This is a genomic window from Enterobacter sp. CFEC122 (assembly GCF_052983755.1).
In genome coordinates this window covers 78499-94015 of the sequence record NZ_JBRIQR010000013.1, presented here as the reverse complement: position 1 = coordinate 94015, position 15517 = coordinate 78499, and the positions used below count along the sequence as shown (strand labels likewise).

Here is a 15517-nt window from a genome sequence, read left to right as displayed (position 1 = left end):
TAAAGAGGTCGTAATGCCAGGCAGCACCTTGTTTAAAGCGTTTGTTTTGTTTATTGCCCTTTGGGTGCCCGTCACTTACGCAGACTCCGGTTGGCAACTCGTTCAGGAAACTATCCGTAAGAGCGAAAAAGATACCCGTCAATATCAGGCTATTCGCCTTGATAACGGGATGACCGTGCTGCTGGTTTCCGACCCGCAGGCGGTGAAATCCCTGTCGGCATTGGTGGTGCCGGTTGGGTCGCTGGAAGATCCTGACGCTCATCCTGGGCTTGCACACTATCTGGAACATATGACGCTGATGGGGTCAAAAAAATACCCGCAGCCAGATAGCCTGTCCGAATTTCTGAAGATGCATGGCGGCAGCCACAATGCCAGTACGGCACCGTACCGCACGGCCTTTTATCTCGAAGTCGAAAATGATGCGCTGGAAGGGGCGGTCGATCGCCTTGCTGATTCCATCGCCGCGCCGTTGCTGGATAAAAAATACGCCGATCGTGAACGTAATGCGGTGAATGCCGAGCTGACCATGGCCCGCACGCGAGACGGTATGCGCATGGCGCAGGTCAGCGCCGAAACCATCAACCCCGCGCACCCGGGTTCGCGCTTCTCCGGCGGTAATCTGGAAACCTTGAGCGACAAACCGAACAGCCCGGTGCTGGATGCCCTGCACGCGTTTCGCGATCAATACTACTCCGCCAACCTGATGAAAGCGGTCATCTACAGCAATAAACCGTTGCCGGAGCTGGCAGCCATGGCGGCCAAAACCTTTGGCCGGGTGCCGAATAAAAATATCGACCTGCCGCAAATAACCGTTCCGGTGGTCACGGACGCGCAAAAAGGCATCGTGATCCACTACGTTCCTGCCATGCCGCGCAAAGTGCTGCGCGTGGAATTCCGCATTGATAACAACACGGCACAGTTCCGCAGTAAAACCGATGAGCTGGTCACCTATCTGATTGGTAACCGTAGCCCGGGTACGCTGTCTGACTGGCTGCAAAAGCAGGGGCTGGCGGAAGGCATTCGCGCCGACTCCGATCCGGTTGTGAACGGCAATAGCGGCGTGCTGGCGATCTCCGCGACCCTGACTGACAAAGGACAGGCCAACCGTGATGAAGTCGTAGCGGCTATCTTTAGCTACCTCTCCTTACTGCGTGAGAAAGGCGTCGATAAGCGCTATTTTGATGAACTCGCGCACGTGTTGGATCTCGATTTCCGCTACCCGTCCATCACCCGTGACATGGATTATGTGGAGTGGCTGGCGGACACCATGATCCGCGTGCCGGTGGAACATACCCTCGACGCGGTGAATATTGCCGACCGGTATGATGCCGGGGCGGTAAAAGACCGCCTGGCGATGATGACGCCGGAGAATGCCCGCATCTGGTACATCAGCCCGAACGAACCGCATAACAAGACGGCGTACTTTGTCGATGCCCCTTATCAGGTGGATAAAATCAGCGCCCAGACCTTCGCCGACTGGCAGAAGAAGGCCGGTGAGATTGCGTTGAAGCTGCCGGAGCTGAACCCCTATATTCCGGATGACTTCTCGCTGATCAAAACGACGAAAGATTACCCGCATCCGGAACTCATCATTGATGAGCCCACGCTCCGCGTCGTGTACACCCCAAGCCGCTATTTCGCCAGCGAGCCAAAGGCCGATGTCAGCGTGGTGCTGCGTAACCCGAAAGCCATGAACAGCGCCAAAAATCAGGTGATGTTCGCGCTCAATGACTATCTCGCCGGTATCGCGCTCGATCAGCTCAGCAACCAGGCCGCCGTGGGCGGGATCAGCTTCTCCACCAACGCCAATAACGGTTTGATGCTTAATGCAAACGGCTATACCCAGCGCTTGCCGCAGCTGTTCCAGGCCCTGCTGGAGGGCTACTTCAGCTACACGCCGACGGAAGAGCAGCTTGAGCAGGCTAAATCCTGGTATGCCCAGATGATGGATTCTGCCGAGAAGGGCAAGGCTTACGATCTGGCGCTTATGCCAGCGCAAATGCTGTCGCAGGTTCCTTATTTCCAGCGTGAGGATCGCCGCGCGCTGCTGCCTTCCATCTCCTTAAAAGACGTGCTGGCGTACCGCGACGCGCTGAAAACCAACACGCGTCCGGAGTTCCTGATCGTTGGCAACATGAGTGAGGAGCAGGCCAAAACCCTGGCGCAGAATGTTCGCACTCAGCTCGGCTCTAAAGGCGACGAGTGGTGCCGCAACCAGGACGTGCTGGTTGAGAAAAAACAGAATGTGATTTTTGAAAAGGCGGGCAACAGCACGGATTCCGCGCTGGCCGCGGTCTTTGTGCCAACGGGCTACGATGAATTCGCCAGTTCAGCGCAGAGCGCCGTGCTGGGACAGATTATTCAGCCGTGGTTCTATAACCAGTTACGCACAGAGGAGCAGCTTGGCTACGCGGTGTTTGCCTTCTCCATGAACGTCGGTCGTCAGTGGGGGCTGGGTTTCCTGCTGCAAAGCAGCGATAAACAACCGGCGTATCTCTGGCAGCGTTACCAGGCTTTCTTCCCGCAGATGGAAGCAAAACTGCGTGCCATGAAGCCGGAAGAGTTTGCCCAGATCCAGCAGGCCGTCATCGCGCAGGTGATGCAGCCGCCGCAGACGCTGGGTGAAGAAGCCTCGCAGCTGAGCAAAGATTTCGATCGCGGTAATCTGAAATTTGATTCGCGTGATAAAGTAGTGGCCGAGATAAAACAGCTGACGCCGCAGAAGGTTGCCGACTTCTTCCATCAGGCGGTCATTAAGCCGCAGGGAATCACCATCCTGTCTCAGGTTTCCGGTAGCCAGAACGGGAAAACGGAATACGTGAACCCGAAAGGCTGGAAAGTCTGGAAGAGCGTCAGCGCGCTGCAGCAATCTATGCCCTGGAGTAAGAAAGAATGACCGATACCGCTGAGTCCCTTGATCCCTTACGTTTACCTCTGCAGGGTGAACGATTGATTGAAGCCTCAGCGGGAACGGGAAAAACCTTCACCATTGCCGCCCTCTATCTGCGCCTGCTGTTAGGGCTTGGCGGCAACGCAGCTTTTCCACGCCCTTTGAGCGTGGAAGAGCTGCTGGTGGTCACCTTCACCGAGGCCGCTACCGCGGAGCTGCGGGGCCGTATTCGTACCAATATCCACGAGCTGCGCATTGCCTGTCTGCGTCAGAGCACGGATAACCCCCTCTACGCGAGCCTTCTGGAAGAGATTGCCGATAAGCAGCAGGCAGCCCAGTGGCTGCTGCTCGCTGAACGGCAGATGGACGAAGCGTCCGTCTTTACCATTCACGGTTTTTGCCAGCGCATGCTGAGCCTGAACGCGTTCGAGTCCGGTATGCTGTTCGAACAGCAGCTTATTGAAGATGAATCCGTGCTTCGCTATCAGGCCTGCGCGGATTTCTGGCGTCGCCACTGCTACCCCTTACAGCGCGATATTGCCGAAGCGGTACACGCGCTCTGGAAAGGCCCGGAGGCGCTGCTGCGCGCGATCGATCGTTATCTACAGGGGGAAGCGCCGGTCTTCAAATCCCCGCCGCCGGCAGATGAAACCCTGGCCTCGCGGCATGAAAAAATCATCGCGAAAATTGCAGACATCAAGCAAAAGTGGATGGAGTCAGTCGGCGAGATTGACGCCATTATCGAAAATTCTGGGATTGACCGTCGCAAGTTCAACCGTGGCAATCAGGGAAAATGGATCGACAAGGTCAGCGCCTGGGCGCAGGAAGAGACGCGGGGCTACCAGCTCCCGGACGCGCTGGAGAAATTCTCCCAACGTTTCCTGGCTGAGCGGACAAAAGCCGACGGCATTGTGCCTGAGCATCCCCTGTTTGTGGCGATTGAAACCCTGCTGGCGGAGCCCCTTACGCTCAACGATCTGATGATCGCTCGCGCCATGACGGAAATTCGTGAAGCCGTGGCGCGCGAAAAGCGCCGCCGTGGCGAGCTGGGGTTCGACGATATGCTGAGCCGCCTGGATGCGGCGCTGTGCAGTGAAAATGGCGAAGCGCTTGCCACCGCGATTCGCACCCGCTTCCCGGTGGCGATGATAGACGAATTCCAGGACACCGACCCTCAGCAGTACCGCATTTTCCGCCGTATCTGGCGCCAGCAGCCCGACACCGCGCTGCTGTTAATCGGCGATCCGAAACAGGCCATCTACGCCTTCCGCGGCGCGGATATTTTCACCTATATGAAAGCCCGCAGCGAGGTTGATGCGCACTACACGCTCGATACCAACTGGCGCTCCTCTCCCGGCATGGTGGAAAGCGTCAACGCGCTGTTTAGCCGCATGGAAACGGCGTTTATGTTCCGGGAGATCCCGTTTCAGCCGGTAAAATTTGCCCCGAAAAATGCCTCGCTGCGCTTCGAGTTTAACGGCGTGACGCAGCCTGCCATGAACTTCTGGCTGCTGGATGGGGAAGGCTGCGGCGTTGCCGACTATCAAAATGCCATGGCCCAGCACTGTGCTGCGCAAATCCGTGACTGGCTCAGTGCGGGAGCGCGAGGCGAGGCGCTGCTGTGGAAGGGGGATAACCCCACCCCGGTAAAGGCATCGGATATTACGGTGCTGGTGCGCAGCCGTCAGGAGGCCGCATTCATCCGCGACGCCCTGACGTTACTGAATATCCCCTCCGTCTACCTCTCGAACCGCGACAGCGTCTTTGAAACGCTGGAGGCGCAGGAGATGTTATGGCTGCTGCAGGCCGTGCTGGCCCCGGAACGGGAAAGTACATTGCGCAGCGCATTAGCCAGCGCGATGCTCGGACTGAACGCGCGCGATATTGATGCGCTCAACAATGACGAAGCCGCGTGGGATGCGGTGGTGGAAGAGTTTGTCCACTACCGGGAAAGATGGCAGAAGCGCGGGGTGATGGCGATGGTGCGCGAGCTCATGGCTCAGCGCCACATTGCCGAGAATATGCTGGCTACCGCAGGTGGGGAGCGGCGGCTAACTGATATTTTGCACATCAGCGAACTCTTGCAGGAAGCGGGTACGCAGCTGGAGAGCGAGCACGCCCTGGTGCGCTGGCTGGCGCAGCAGATTGCCGATCCGAACAGCAATTCCTCCAGCCAGCAGATGCGCCTCGAGAGTGATAAACATCTGGTGCAGATCGTCACAATCCACAAGTCGAAAGGCCTGGAATATCCGCTGGTCTGGCTGCCGTTTATCGCCAATTACCGCGTGCAGGATCAGGCTTTTTACCACGATCGCGAGTCGTTCGAGGCGGTGCTCGATCTCAGCAACGCGGAGTCCAGCGTTGAGCTGGCAGAGGCCGAACGTCTGGCGGAAGATTTGCGCCTGCTCTACGTGGCGCTGACCCGCTCGGTATGGCACTGCAGCCTGGGCGTTGCGCCTCTGTTCCGTCGCCGTGGCGAAAAGAGCGGAGAGAGCGATTTTCATCTGAGCGCGCTGGGGCGGCTTATTCAGCAGGGTGAACCCAAAGACGCGGCGGGCCTGCGCCAGTGCATCGAATCGCTTTGTACTGAGCATGTTGCCCTGCATATTCCATCGCTGCCCGACAACAGCCGCTGGCACATGCCGGAGCCGCACGAGTCAGATCTCCATGCCCGTCAGGTGGTACGTACGATTGCCGACGACTGGCGCGTTACCAGCTACTCCGGCTTACAGCAGCACGGGCAGAGTATTGCGCAGGATCTGATGCCAAAACTGGACGTGGATGCCGCAGGCGCCGGTAGCGTACCCGCTGAGCCGGTGCTGACGCCGCACCAGTTCCCGCGCGGCGCCTCGCCGGGCACGTTTTTACACAGCCTGTTTGAAGAGCTGGATTTTACCCAGCCGGTTTCCGAAGAGTGGGTGCTGAAGATGCTACAGAGCGGTGGTTACGACGCGCAATGGCAGCCGGTTCTTACTGAATGGATCCGCGCGGTTCTGCACGCCCCGCTCACGGCCCAGGGGATCTCGCTTAGCCAGTTGACCGCCAAAGATAAGCAGGTGGAGATGGAGTTTTATCTTCCCATCGCCAGCCCGCTCAGGGCCGAGGCGCTTGATGCGCTGATCCGCGAGTACGATCCGCTATCCGCCGGGTGCCCGCCGCTGAACTTCCGCCAGGTGCAGGGAATGCTAAAAGGCTTTATCGACCTTGTTTTCCGCCACGACGGGCGCTACTACCTGCTGGATTACAAATCGAACTGGCTGGGCGAAGACAGCACAGCCTATACCCAACAGGCGATGGCGTCGGCTATGCAACTGCATCGCTACGATCTGCAGTACCAGCTTTATACCCTGGCGCTGCACCGTTACCTGCGCCATCGTATTGCCGATTACCGTTACGACGCGCATTTTGGCGGCGTGATTTACCTGTTCCTGCGCGGCGTGGATGCCAACGACCCGCGTTCCGGCGTCTTTAGCACGCGTCCGGCTGTGGAGCTGATTGAAAAAATGGATAACCTGTTTGCCGCAGGCACGGAGGAGATGGCATGACGATGCAGGCGCTACTGCTGGACGCGGTTGAACAACGATTACTGCGCCACCTGGACGTGCAGTTTGGCATGATGGTGGCAGGCGAGGAGCCAGCCGTCATGCTTGCCGCCGCGATTCTGAGCAAAGACGCGGGGGAGGGGCACGTATGTCTGCCGCTGTCGCGTCTGGCGGTGGATGAGAAAATGCCCCCGGCTTTACAGGCGTGTTTCGCGCTGCTGGGTGACGCACTGGACTGGCAGGCGATACTACGCGGTTCGCCTGCCGTGAGCGGAGCCGATACCGGGACGCCAATGATTCTGGTCGGCGAGCGTTTGTATCTTAACCGGCTGTGGCGTAACGAACTGACGGTGGCGCGCTTCTTCAGCGAGACCAACGCCCCGCTTCCCTGCGATGAAACGCAGCTCCGGCAAACGCTGGATGCGCTGTTTTCCTCTGACGAGGCGACAGACTGGCAGAAAGTGGCGGCAGCCGTGGCCTTAACGCGTCGGATCTCGGTGATTTCAGGCGGACCGGGCACCGGGAAAACGACCACCGTGGCAAAACTGCTTGCCGCGCTGATTCAGCTCTCGGGTGAGCAAAAGTGCCGTATTCGCCTGGCGGCTCCCACCGGTAAAGCGGCGGCGCGTCTGACGGAGTCGTTAGGCGGCGCGCTGCAAAAGCTGCCGCTTACCGGGGAGCAGCTGGCGCTTTTCCCCAACGAAGCCAGCACGCTACACCGTTTGCTTGGCGCTCAGCCTGGCAGCCAGCGTTTGCGCTACCATGCCGGTAATCCCCTGCACCTGGATGTGCTGGTGGTGGATGAGGCGTCGATGATTGACCTGACGATGATGTCGCGTTTGATTGATGCCCTACCGCCGCACGCGCGCGTTATTTTCCTGGGCGATCGCGACCAGCTTGCCTCCGTGGAGGCGGGGGCTGTGCTGGGCGATATCTGCACCTATGCCAGCCTGGGATATACCGCAGAACGCGCTCAGGAGCTCGCCCGTCTCACCGGATGCTCGCTCACCTCTGAAAACCATTCGCTTGCAGGAGCGCTGCGCGACAGCCTGTGTCTGCTGCAGAAAAGCTACCGCTTCGGCAGCGATTCCGGTATCGGCCAGCTTGCGGCGGCCGTGAACCGGGGCGACCGGCGAACAACCACTGCGGTGTTTGACGGCACCTTTACGGATATTGAGAAAAAATCGCTGCAGACCGGGGAAGAGTATCAGGCGATGCTGGATGATGCCCTGCAGGGGTATCAGCACTTTCTGACGGGCGTACAACAGCAGCGTTCGCCGGAGCAGGTCATTGCCGCGTTTGGTGAATATCAGCTGCTTTGTGCGCTGAGGGAAGGTCCCTTTGGTGTCCGGGGCCTGAACGACAGGCTGGAACAGCTGCTGGTGCAAAAGCGTAAAATAAACCGCACCCCGCACTCGCGCTGGTATGAAGGGCGACCGGTGATGATTTCCCGCAACGACAGCGCGCTGGGGTTGTTTAACGGGGATATCGGGATTGCGCTCGACTGCGGCCAGGGGCTGCGCGTCTGGTTCCAGATGCCGGACGGGAGCGTGAAGTCTTTCCAGCCCAGCCGTTTGCCCGAGCATGAAACCGCCTGGGCGATGACGGTGCATAAGTCCCAGGGCTCCGAGTTTAACCACGCGGCGCTGATCCTGCCCACGCAGCTTTCCCCCGTCATTACCCGCGAGCTGATCTATACCGCCATTACGCGCGCGCGTCAGCGCCTGTCGCTGTATACCGATGAACGCGTGCTGGTGCAGGCGATTGCCACCCGCACGGAACGCCGAAGCGGGCTGGGCGCGATATTTGAGTCCCTCTGAATGAAAGCCCTCGCCGCACGGTGAGGGCGTCGTATCATCCCAGGTCCGCCATCAGCACTTTTGAACGGCGCTGATAGTTGTACATCTCTTTCTTCGTTTCCGGCAGAGAATCGATATCCACCGGCGTGAACCCGCGCTCCTGGAACCAGTGAATGCTGCGCGTCGTCAGGACGAACAGCTTGCTCAGCCCCATCTGGCGCGCCTGTGCCGCCACGCGCTCAAGCAGCATTTCACCGCGTGAAGAGCTGCGGTAATCAGGATGCACCGCCACGCAGGCCATTTCACCGATCTTCTCTTCCGGGAACGGATAGAGCGCGGCGCAGGCGATGGTCAGGTTATCGCGCTGAATAATGGTGAATTTGTCGATCTCCATCTCCAGCTGCTCGCGTGAACGACGCACCAGAATACCCTGCTGTTCCAGCGGGCGGATCAGCTCCAGAATACCGCCGATGTCGTTGATGGTGGCGCGGCGGATCTGCTCCGCGCTCTCCATGACAATCTGCGTACCAATACCGTCGCGGGAGAACAGCTCCTGCAGCAGGGCGCCGTCTTCCTGATAGCTGATCAGGTGGCTACGACGCACGCCGCTGCGGCAGGCCTTCACGGCGCCACGCAGGAAGCGGACCGTGCCGGAGTGATAATCGCCTTCGGCTTCCAGCGCTTCCACGCGGGCCTGGGCTTCATTCGGGAAGAGTTCCGGCACGATCGTTCCTTCATCGTTCACGACCCCCTGGGAGGAGCAAAACCCAATCATTTTTTCCGCCTTCAGCTTGATCGCCAGCTGCGTGGCGATCTCTTCTGAGGTGAGGTTAAAGCTTTCGCCGGTCACTGAAACGGCGACCGGGCCCATCAGGACGATGGCGCCGCTGTCCAGCTGGCGGTGAATGGCTTCTTCATCAATACGACGAATGCGGCCGCTGTGGCAGTAATCCACGCCATCGTCCACGCCGAGCGGCTGGGCAATGATGAAGTTGCCGCTCACGACGTTGATATGCGCGCCCTGCAGCGGCGTGTTGTTCAGGCTCATGGACAGGCGAGCGGTGATATCCAGCTGCAGCAGACCTGCCGCCTGCTTCACCAGCTCAAGGGTTTTGGCATCCGTGACGCGGGTATGCTTGTGGTAAATCGGCTCGTGGTGGTGAGCGGCCAGGTTAGCGTCGATCTGCGGGCGCGCGCCATAGACCACCACCAGGCGGATCCCCAGGCTGTGCAGCAGGCCAATGTCATTGACGATGCTGGAAAAATTTTCATGCTCAATGGCTTCGCCGCCAAGCATGATGACAAACGTTTTTCCCCGATGGGCGTTGATATAGGGAACAGAATGGCGGAATCCCTGGACCAGTTCGGTTCTACGTTCCTTCACCATGGCACAACCCTTAATGAATGTTTATTCGTAATTTCTGTATTTTTATTCGATTGTGGCCGCGTGTGCAAGCGCAAATTTTCCGCGACCCACAGAAAATGATAAGTAATCCGTGCGTTAGCGTATGATTGTTTACCCTTTTATAGATGACAGTTTATGCGTCATTCGTTAAAGTTTTCGGTCAATCTGGACATTTTGTATATCAGTCAGTGTTCTTGCTCGGGAGAAGCATGTCGGGATCCAATTCAGCAATAAGCCGCCGCCGTTTGTTAAAAGGGGCCGGGGCAATGTGGTTGCTTAGCGTCAGTCAGGTCGGTCTTGCCGCCACCAGTCAGGTCGTGGCGGTGCGCGTCTGGCCATCGTCGACCTATACGCGCGTGACGGTCGAATCCAATCGCGTGCTGAAATATAAGCAATTTGCCCTCAGCAACCCGGAACGTGTGGTGGTGGATCTCGAAGGCGTTAACCTTAACTCCGTGCTGAAAGGGATGGCGGCGCAGATCCGCGGCGACGATCCGTTTATTAAATCGGCGCGCGTCGGGCAGTTCGATCCGCAAACCGTGCGCATGGTGTTTGAACTGAAGCAGAACGTGAAGCCGCAGCTGTTTGCCCTGGCGCCTGTCGCGACGTTCAAAGAGCGCCTGGTGATGGATCTCTACCCGGCCAATGCGACGGATATTCAGGATCCGCTTCTTGCCCTGCTGGAAGATTACAACAAAGGCGATCTGCAGCGTCAGGTTCCGCCGGCGCAAAGCGGTCCGCAGCCGGGGAAAGCAGGGCGCGATCGTCCGATTGTAATCATGCTCGATCCAGGCCACGGCGGCGAAGACTCCGGTGCGGTGGGGAAATACCGCACGCGTGAAAAAGACGTGGTTCTGCAAATTGCCCGTCGTCTGAAGGCGCTGATTGATAAAGAAGGCAATATGCGCGCCTATATGACGCGTAATGAAGACGTCTTTATTCCGCTGAAGGTCAGGGTGGCGAAAGCACAGAAGCAGCGCGCAGATTTGTTCGTCTCGATCCATGCGGATGCGTTTACCAGCCGTCAGCCAAGCGGCTCGTCGGTGTTTGCGCTCTCAACCAAAGGCGCGACCAGTACCGCAGCAAGATACCTGGCGGATACCCAGAACGCCTCGGACCTGATCGGTGGCGTGAGCAAAAGCGGCGACCGCTACGTCGACCACACCATGTTCGACATGGTGCAGTCGCTGACCATTAACGACAGCCTGAAGTTTGGTAAAGCGGTGCTGGGCAAGCTGGGCAACATCAATAAGCTGCACAAGAACAGCGTTGAACAGGCCGGATTTGCGGTGCTCAAGGCGCCGGATATCCCGTCCATCCTGGTTGAAACCGCGTTTATCAGTAACGTGGAAGAGGAGCGTAAGCTCAAGACGGCAAAATTCAAGCAGGAAGTGGCGGAGTCGATTCTGGCAGGGATTCGTGCGTATTTCTCTGACGGGGCGACGCTGGCGCGGCGCGGGTAGATCTTTTGGCCGGGTAAACGCCCGGCAAATTCACAAACGACAGATACAAAAAAACACCCTTAAGGGTGTTTATTGTTTTAGAAGTGTTGGTTGCGGGGGCCGGATTTGAACCGACGACCTTCGGGTTATGAGCCCGACGAGCTACCAGGCTGCTCCACCCCGCGTCCGTCTTTCTACTCTCGCAGAAACTTACTTCTTCAAATTTGATTGGTTGCGGGGGCCGGATTTGAACCGACGACCTTCGGGTTATGAGCCCGACGAGCTACCAGGCTGCTCCACCCCGCGTCCGTCTTTCTACAGTCGTAGAAGATACTTCATCAAATTTTAATTGGTTGCGGGGGCCGGATTTGAACCGACGACCTTCGGGTTATGAGCCCGACGAGCTACCAGGCTGCTCCACCCCGCGTCCGTGGATGCGCACTATACTCGGATAGACTTGTGATGCAACCCCTTTTTCACATTTATCATGATTTTGTATGCAAATTGAACGACATGGCGCTGTTTGGACTATTTTTTGCGCAAAATTTGCCAAAGGGCATGCGATCGCATTTCATTAGCCCTGGCGGTTTGTTATCTTCATCACGCGGAAATGGGCAACTAAAAGACGAGACAGAATGAAAGGACGTTGGGCGAAGTATCTGATGGCGGGCGCAATGGTAGCGATTCTTGCGGCCTGTTCTTCCAAACCGACCGATCGCGGTCAACAGTATAAAGACGGGAAGTTATCCCAGCCTTTCTCTTTAGTTAATCAGCCTGATGCGGTCGGCGCACCGATCAATGCCGGTGATTTCTCCGAGCAGGTCTACCAGATCCGCAACGCGTCACCGCGTTTATATAGCGCACAGAATAACGTTTATAGCGCGGTACAGGACTGGCTGCGCGCGGGCGGCGATACGCGCAACATGCGCCAGTTTGGTATCGACGCCTGGCAGATGGAAGGGGCCGATAACTACGGCAACGTCCAGTTCACCGGCTATTACACCCCGGTTATTCAGGCACGACACACGCGTCAGGGCGAGTTCCAGTACCCTATCTACCGTATGCCGCCAAAACGCGGTCGTCTGCCGTCGCGCGCTGAGATCTACGCCGGTGCGCTGAGCGAAAACTACGTTCTTGCCTACAGCAACTCCCTGATGGACAACTTCATCATGGACGTTCAGGGCAGCGGCTATATTGATTTTGGCGACGGCTCGCCGCTTAACTTCTTCAGCTATTTCGGTAAAAACGGCCACGCCTATCGCAGTATTGGCAAGGTGCTGATCGACCGCGGCGAAGTGAAGAAAGAAGACATGTCGATGCAGGCGATCCGCGAGTGGGGCGAAAAGCACAGCGAAGCCGAGGTGCGTGAGCTGCTGGAGCAGAACCCGTCGTTTGTCTTCTTTAAACCGCAAAACTTCGCGCCGGTGAAAGGGGCGAGTGCGGTACCGCTGATTGGCCGTGCGTCGGTGGCATCGGATCGTTCGATTATTCCTGCGGGCACCACGCTGCTGGCAGAGGTCCCGCTGCTGGACAACAACGGCAAGTTCAACGGCCAGTATGAGCTGCGTCTGATGGTGGCGCTGGACGTTGGCGGCGCGATCAAAGGGCAGCACTTCGATATCTATCAGGGCATTGGTCCGGATGCAGGCCACCGCGCAGGCTGGTATAACCACTACGGACGCGTGTGGGTGCTTAAGGCGGCACCGGGTGCCGGAAACGTATTCAGCGGCTGATTGTGGTATTCTGAGCGCAATACGGATTACTGTTCAGGGTGAGGAGAACCTCACCCTTTTTACATCTGAGGTGTTATGTCTGTGGTAATCAGCGATGCCTGGCGCCAGCGTTTTGGCGGCACGGCACGTCTCTATGGTGAAAAAGCCCTGCAGCTGTTTGCGGATGCGCACGTCTGCGTCGTGGGCATTGGTGGTGTGGGGTCGTGGGCCGCAGAAGCGCTGGCGAGAACCGGTATTGGCGCAATCACGCTGATTGATATGGATGACGTGTGCGTCACCAACACCAACCGTCAAATCCACGCCCTGCGTGATAGCGTCGGCCTGGAAAAATCTGAGGTCATGGCGGAACGTATCCGCCTGATTAACCCGGAATGTCGGGTCACGGTGATTGATGATTTTGTGACGGCAGATAACGTCGCTGAATACATGAGCAAAGGCTACAGCTATGTGATTGACGCCATCGACAGCGTGCGTCCAAAAGCGGCGCTGATCGCCTACTGTCGTCGTTACAAGGTTCCCCTGGTGACGACCGGTGGCGCGGGCGGGCAAATCGACCCTACGCAGATCCAGGTGGCCGATCTGGCGAAAACCATTCAGGATCCTCTTGCCGCCAAGCTGCGTGAACGCCTGAAAAGCGACTTTAACGTCGTGAAGAACAGCAAGGGCAAGCTGGGCGTAGACTGCGTGTTCTCGACCGAAGCGCTGGTCTACCCGCAGGCCGATGGTTCCGTGTGTGCGATGAAAAGCACGGCGGAAGGGCCAAAGAGAATGGATTGCGCCTCAGGCTTTGGCGCGGCCACCATGGTGACCGCTTCCTTCGGCTTTGTGGCGGTGTCTCACGCCCTGAAGAAGATGATGGCGAAGGCGGAACGTCAGGCCTGAGCCTGACGTGCGGCGTCCAGTACCGCGTCGTTGAGCGCGATCAACCCCTGGCCGCGCGAGGCGCTGAGCTGCGCGCGCAGCCCCAGCTCATCAAATAACGCCAGCGGCGAATGCGCCAGCAGTTCCGCCGCGCTTTTCCCTTCCACTGCCGTCAACAATACGGCCAACAGGCCCCGCACGATGCGGCCTTCGCTGTCGCCGAAGAAGTGCAGCTTCTCACCGGAAACGCTCACGCCCAGCCAGACGCGATTTTCACAGCCTGCAATCTCTTTCGCCTGCGCCTTGAGATCGTCAGAGAGGGTCGGTAACTGCTTACCGAGAAGAATCAGCTGGCGATATTTATCTTCCCACTGTGAAAGCGGGGCAAAGGTCTGTTTTAACGTCTCTTCAGTGATGACGGTGCCAAACGGATGTCCGGCTAAAGCAGCGTGAGTCATTAATCCACCAGTATTTCAAGCGCGCGGTCGACAGCGGCAACCAGCGCGTCAACATCGCTTTGTGTGTTATAGGGCGCGAACGAGGCGCGCAGCGTGCCGCTCACGCCGAGCGCCGCCAGCAGCGGCTGCGCGCAGTGCTGCCCGGCGCGCAGGGCGATGCCATACCCGGCCAGCAGCGTCACCATGTCGCTGTGATGCACGCCCACAAAATCAAAGGCGAGCAGGCTTGAATCCTGAACGCGGAACGAGCGGAAACCCGGGCGCTTTTTCAGTTCTTCCTCTGCCAGCGTCGCCAGCCTCCGGCTCCAGCTTTCAGCCTGAACACTGTCTGTTTCTGCCAGCCACTCCAGCGCCGCGCTTAGGCCAATCACGCCGGCCACGTTCGGCGTACCGGCTTCAAGGCGATAGGGGACATCCTGCGTTCTGAAGCCCTCGAACGACACTTCAGCGATCATCTTGCCGCCCCCGAGCCAGGGCGTCATTTTTGCCAGAAGTTCCGGCTTGCCGTACAACACCCCAATACCGGTTGGCCCGTAGAGCTTATGTCCTGAGAAGGCATAGAAGTCGATATCCAGCGCCTGCACGTCGGCGGGGAAATGCACCACGCCCTGCGCACCGTCGACCATCACCACCATCCCGTTGGCATGGGCTATCCGAATAGCCTGAGCCAGGTCCGGGCAACCACCGGTGACGTTAGACATCTGTCCAAGCGCCAGAATGCGGCTGCGGGGGGTAATCAACTCGGGGAGACGGGCCACATCGGGCAGAAGGTCTGCGCCCAGCGGAAGCTTCACCACGCGTGCACCCGTTTGTTCGGCCACCATCAGCCACGGCACCAGGTTGGCGTGATGTTCCGCCTCGCTGACGATAATCTCATCGCCCGGCTGAAGCAGCGGGCGCGCGTAGCACTGGGCCACCATATTGATGGCCTCGGTGGTGCCGCGCGTCCAGACGATATTTTTCCCGCTTTCGGCATTGATCAGGTGCGCCACCCGATCGCGCGCCGCTTCATAGCGCGCGGTTAATCGCTGCGCTTCGACAAACTGGCTGCGATGCACGTTCCCGGCGCTCAGGCTGTAAAACTGCTGCGTGGCGTCAATGACCGCCTGTGGCTTAAGGGCGGTGGCGGCACTGTCCAGATAAATACCGGCATCGGCCAGCGCCGGAAACTGTGCGCGGAACTGCGCAGGACTGAAAGCGTTCATGGGATTCCTCATTTCAATATCACGATCGTCGCGCAATTTCCGCGGCAGGGCAAGGAGGTTGATATCTATCAGAATTGTCTGCTTATCCTCATGACCCCAAAAAAGCAGGTTATGCTAAATAGTGTTAGGCGGATGTTTTAGCCTGTTATAAATCGAGGTTTGAATAGCATTAATTGCTAAAG

General features: G+C 58.2%; 9 protein-coding genes and 3 tRNA genes. 6 read left to right on the top strand and 6 right to left on the bottom strand.

Annotation, left to right across the window (positions count from 1 at the left end):
- Positions 1 to 13 precede the first annotated feature (13 nt).
- The 3 genes from ptrA to recD are packed head-to-tail and all read left to right on the top strand — an operon-like array spanning position 14 to position 8252.
- On the top strand, positions 14 to 2896 hold the full coding sequence (gene ptrA, locus ACVCAM_RS11405; protein WP_407223627.1) for a pitrilysin: 2883 nt from the start codon (positions 14 to 16) through the stop codon (positions 2894 to 2896).
- Complete coding sequence (gene recB, locus ACVCAM_RS11400; RefSeq protein ID WP_320751101.1) at positions 2893 to 6435, top strand: exodeoxyribonuclease V subunit beta; 3543 nt, start codon at positions 2893 to 2895, stop codon at positions 6433 to 6435. Before ptrA ends, recB begins: the two co-directional genes overlap by 4 nt.
- Positions 6432 to 8252, top strand: coding sequence for an exodeoxyribonuclease V subunit alpha (gene recD / locus ACVCAM_RS11395; RefSeq protein WP_447093597.1), 1821 nt, complete (start codon positions 6432 to 6434; stop codon positions 8250 to 8252). Before recB ends, recD begins: the two co-directional genes overlap by 4 nt.
- Positions 8253 to 8286: 34 nt before the next feature.
- Here the strand turns inward: recD and argA are convergent, their stop codons facing one another.
- On the bottom strand, positions 8287 to 9618 hold the full coding sequence (argA, locus tag ACVCAM_RS11390; RefSeq protein ID WP_008499655.1) for an amino-acid N-acetyltransferase: 1332 nt from the start codon (positions 9616 to 9618) through the stop codon (positions 8287 to 8289).
- Between the two features lie 227 nt (positions 9619 to 9845).
- Between argA and amiC the strand changes: the two genes are divergently transcribed.
- Positions 9846 to 11099, top strand: coding sequence for an N-acetylmuramoyl-L-alanine amidase AmiC (gene amiC / locus ACVCAM_RS11385; RefSeq protein WP_447093596.1), 1254 nt, complete (start codon positions 9846 to 9848; stop codon positions 11097 to 11099).
- Positions 11100 to 11186: 87 nt separating this feature from the next.
- Here the strand turns inward: amiC and ACVCAM_RS11380 are convergent.
- The 3 genes from ACVCAM_RS11380 to ACVCAM_RS11370 form a co-directional block, all read right to left on the bottom strand.
- Positions 11187 to 11263 (bottom strand) — tRNA-Met (locus ACVCAM_RS11380).
- 44 nt (positions 11264 to 11307) lie between these two features.
- Positions 11308 to 11384: transfer RNA gene (locus tag ACVCAM_RS11375), tRNA-Met, on the bottom strand.
- A 44-nt stretch (positions 11385 to 11428) separates the two neighbouring features.
- Positions 11429 to 11505, bottom strand: a tRNA-Met gene (locus ACVCAM_RS11370).
- A gap of 208 nt (positions 11506 to 11713) precedes the next feature.
- On the opposite strand from ACVCAM_RS11370, the gene mltA reads away from it, so the two are divergent.
- Together mltA and tcdA are read left to right on the top strand one after the other, a co-directional pair.
- Positions 11714 to 12811, top strand: a complete 1098-nt coding sequence (gene mltA, locus ACVCAM_RS11365) for a murein transglycosylase A (RefSeq protein WP_111986475.1) — start codon at positions 11714 to 11716, stop codon at positions 12809 to 12811.
- Positions 12812 to 12886: 75 nt separating this feature from the next.
- Positions 12887 to 13693 carry a tRNA cyclic N6-threonylcarbamoyladenosine(37) synthase TcdA gene (tcdA, locus tag ACVCAM_RS11360; RefSeq protein WP_407223626.1) on the top strand — a complete coding sequence of 269 codons (807 nt, stop codon included), beginning with the start codon at positions 12887 to 12889 and terminating at the stop codon, positions 13691 to 13693.
- On the opposite strand, the gene csdE is transcribed toward tcdA, so the two are convergent.
- Both csdE and csdA read right to left on the bottom strand, forming a co-directional pair.
- Entirely contained in the window at positions 13684 to 14130 is a 447-nt protein-coding gene (gene csdE, locus ACVCAM_RS11355) for a cysteine desulfurase sulfur acceptor subunit CsdE (RefSeq protein WP_023344826.1), read from the bottom strand. The two genes, tcdA and csdE, sit on opposite strands and share 10 nt — an antisense overlap.
- Positions 14130 to 15335 carry a cysteine desulfurase CsdA gene (gene csdA, locus ACVCAM_RS11350; protein ID WP_447093595.1) on the bottom strand — a complete coding sequence of 402 codons (1206 nt, stop codon included), beginning with the start codon at positions 15333 to 15335 and terminating at the stop codon, positions 14130 to 14132. Before csdA ends, csdE begins: the two co-directional genes overlap by 1 nt.
- Positions 15336 to 15517 lie beyond the last annotated feature (182 nt).

Excerpts from the sequence above, each read along its gene's own strand:
- recB (WP_320751101.1), top strand. The coding sequence starts at position 2,893 with ATGACCGATACCGCTGAGTCCCTTGATCCCTTACGTTTACCTCTGCAG.
- csdE (WP_023344826.1), bottom strand. The coding sequence starts at position 14,130 with ATGACTCACGCTGCTTTAGCCGGACATCCGTTTGGCACCGTCATCACT.
- ptrA (WP_407223627.1), top strand. The coding sequence starts at position 14 with ATGCCAGGCAGCACCTTGTTTAAAGCGTTTGTTTTGTTTATTGCCCTT.
- mltA (WP_111986475.1), top strand. The coding sequence starts at position 11,714 with ATGAAAGGACGTTGGGCGAAGTATCTGATGGCGGGCGCAATGGTAGCG.
- tcdA (WP_407223626.1), top strand. The coding sequence starts at position 12,887 with ATGTCTGTGGTAATCAGCGATGCCTGGCGCCAGCGTTTTGGCGGCACG.
- csdA (WP_447093595.1), bottom strand. The coding sequence starts at position 15,335 with ATGAACGCTTTCAGTCCTGCGCAGTTCCGCGCACAGTTTCCGGCGCTG.
- recD (WP_447093597.1), top strand. The coding sequence starts at position 6,432 with ATGACGATGCAGGCGCTACTGCTGGACGCGGTTGAACAACGATTACTG.
- amiC (WP_447093596.1), top strand. The coding sequence starts at position 9,846 with ATGTCGGGATCCAATTCAGCAATAAGCCGCCGCCGTTTGTTAAAAGGG.
- argA (WP_008499655.1), bottom strand. The coding sequence starts at position 9,618 with ATGGTGAAGGAACGTAGAACCGAACTGGTCCAGGGATTCCGCCATTCT.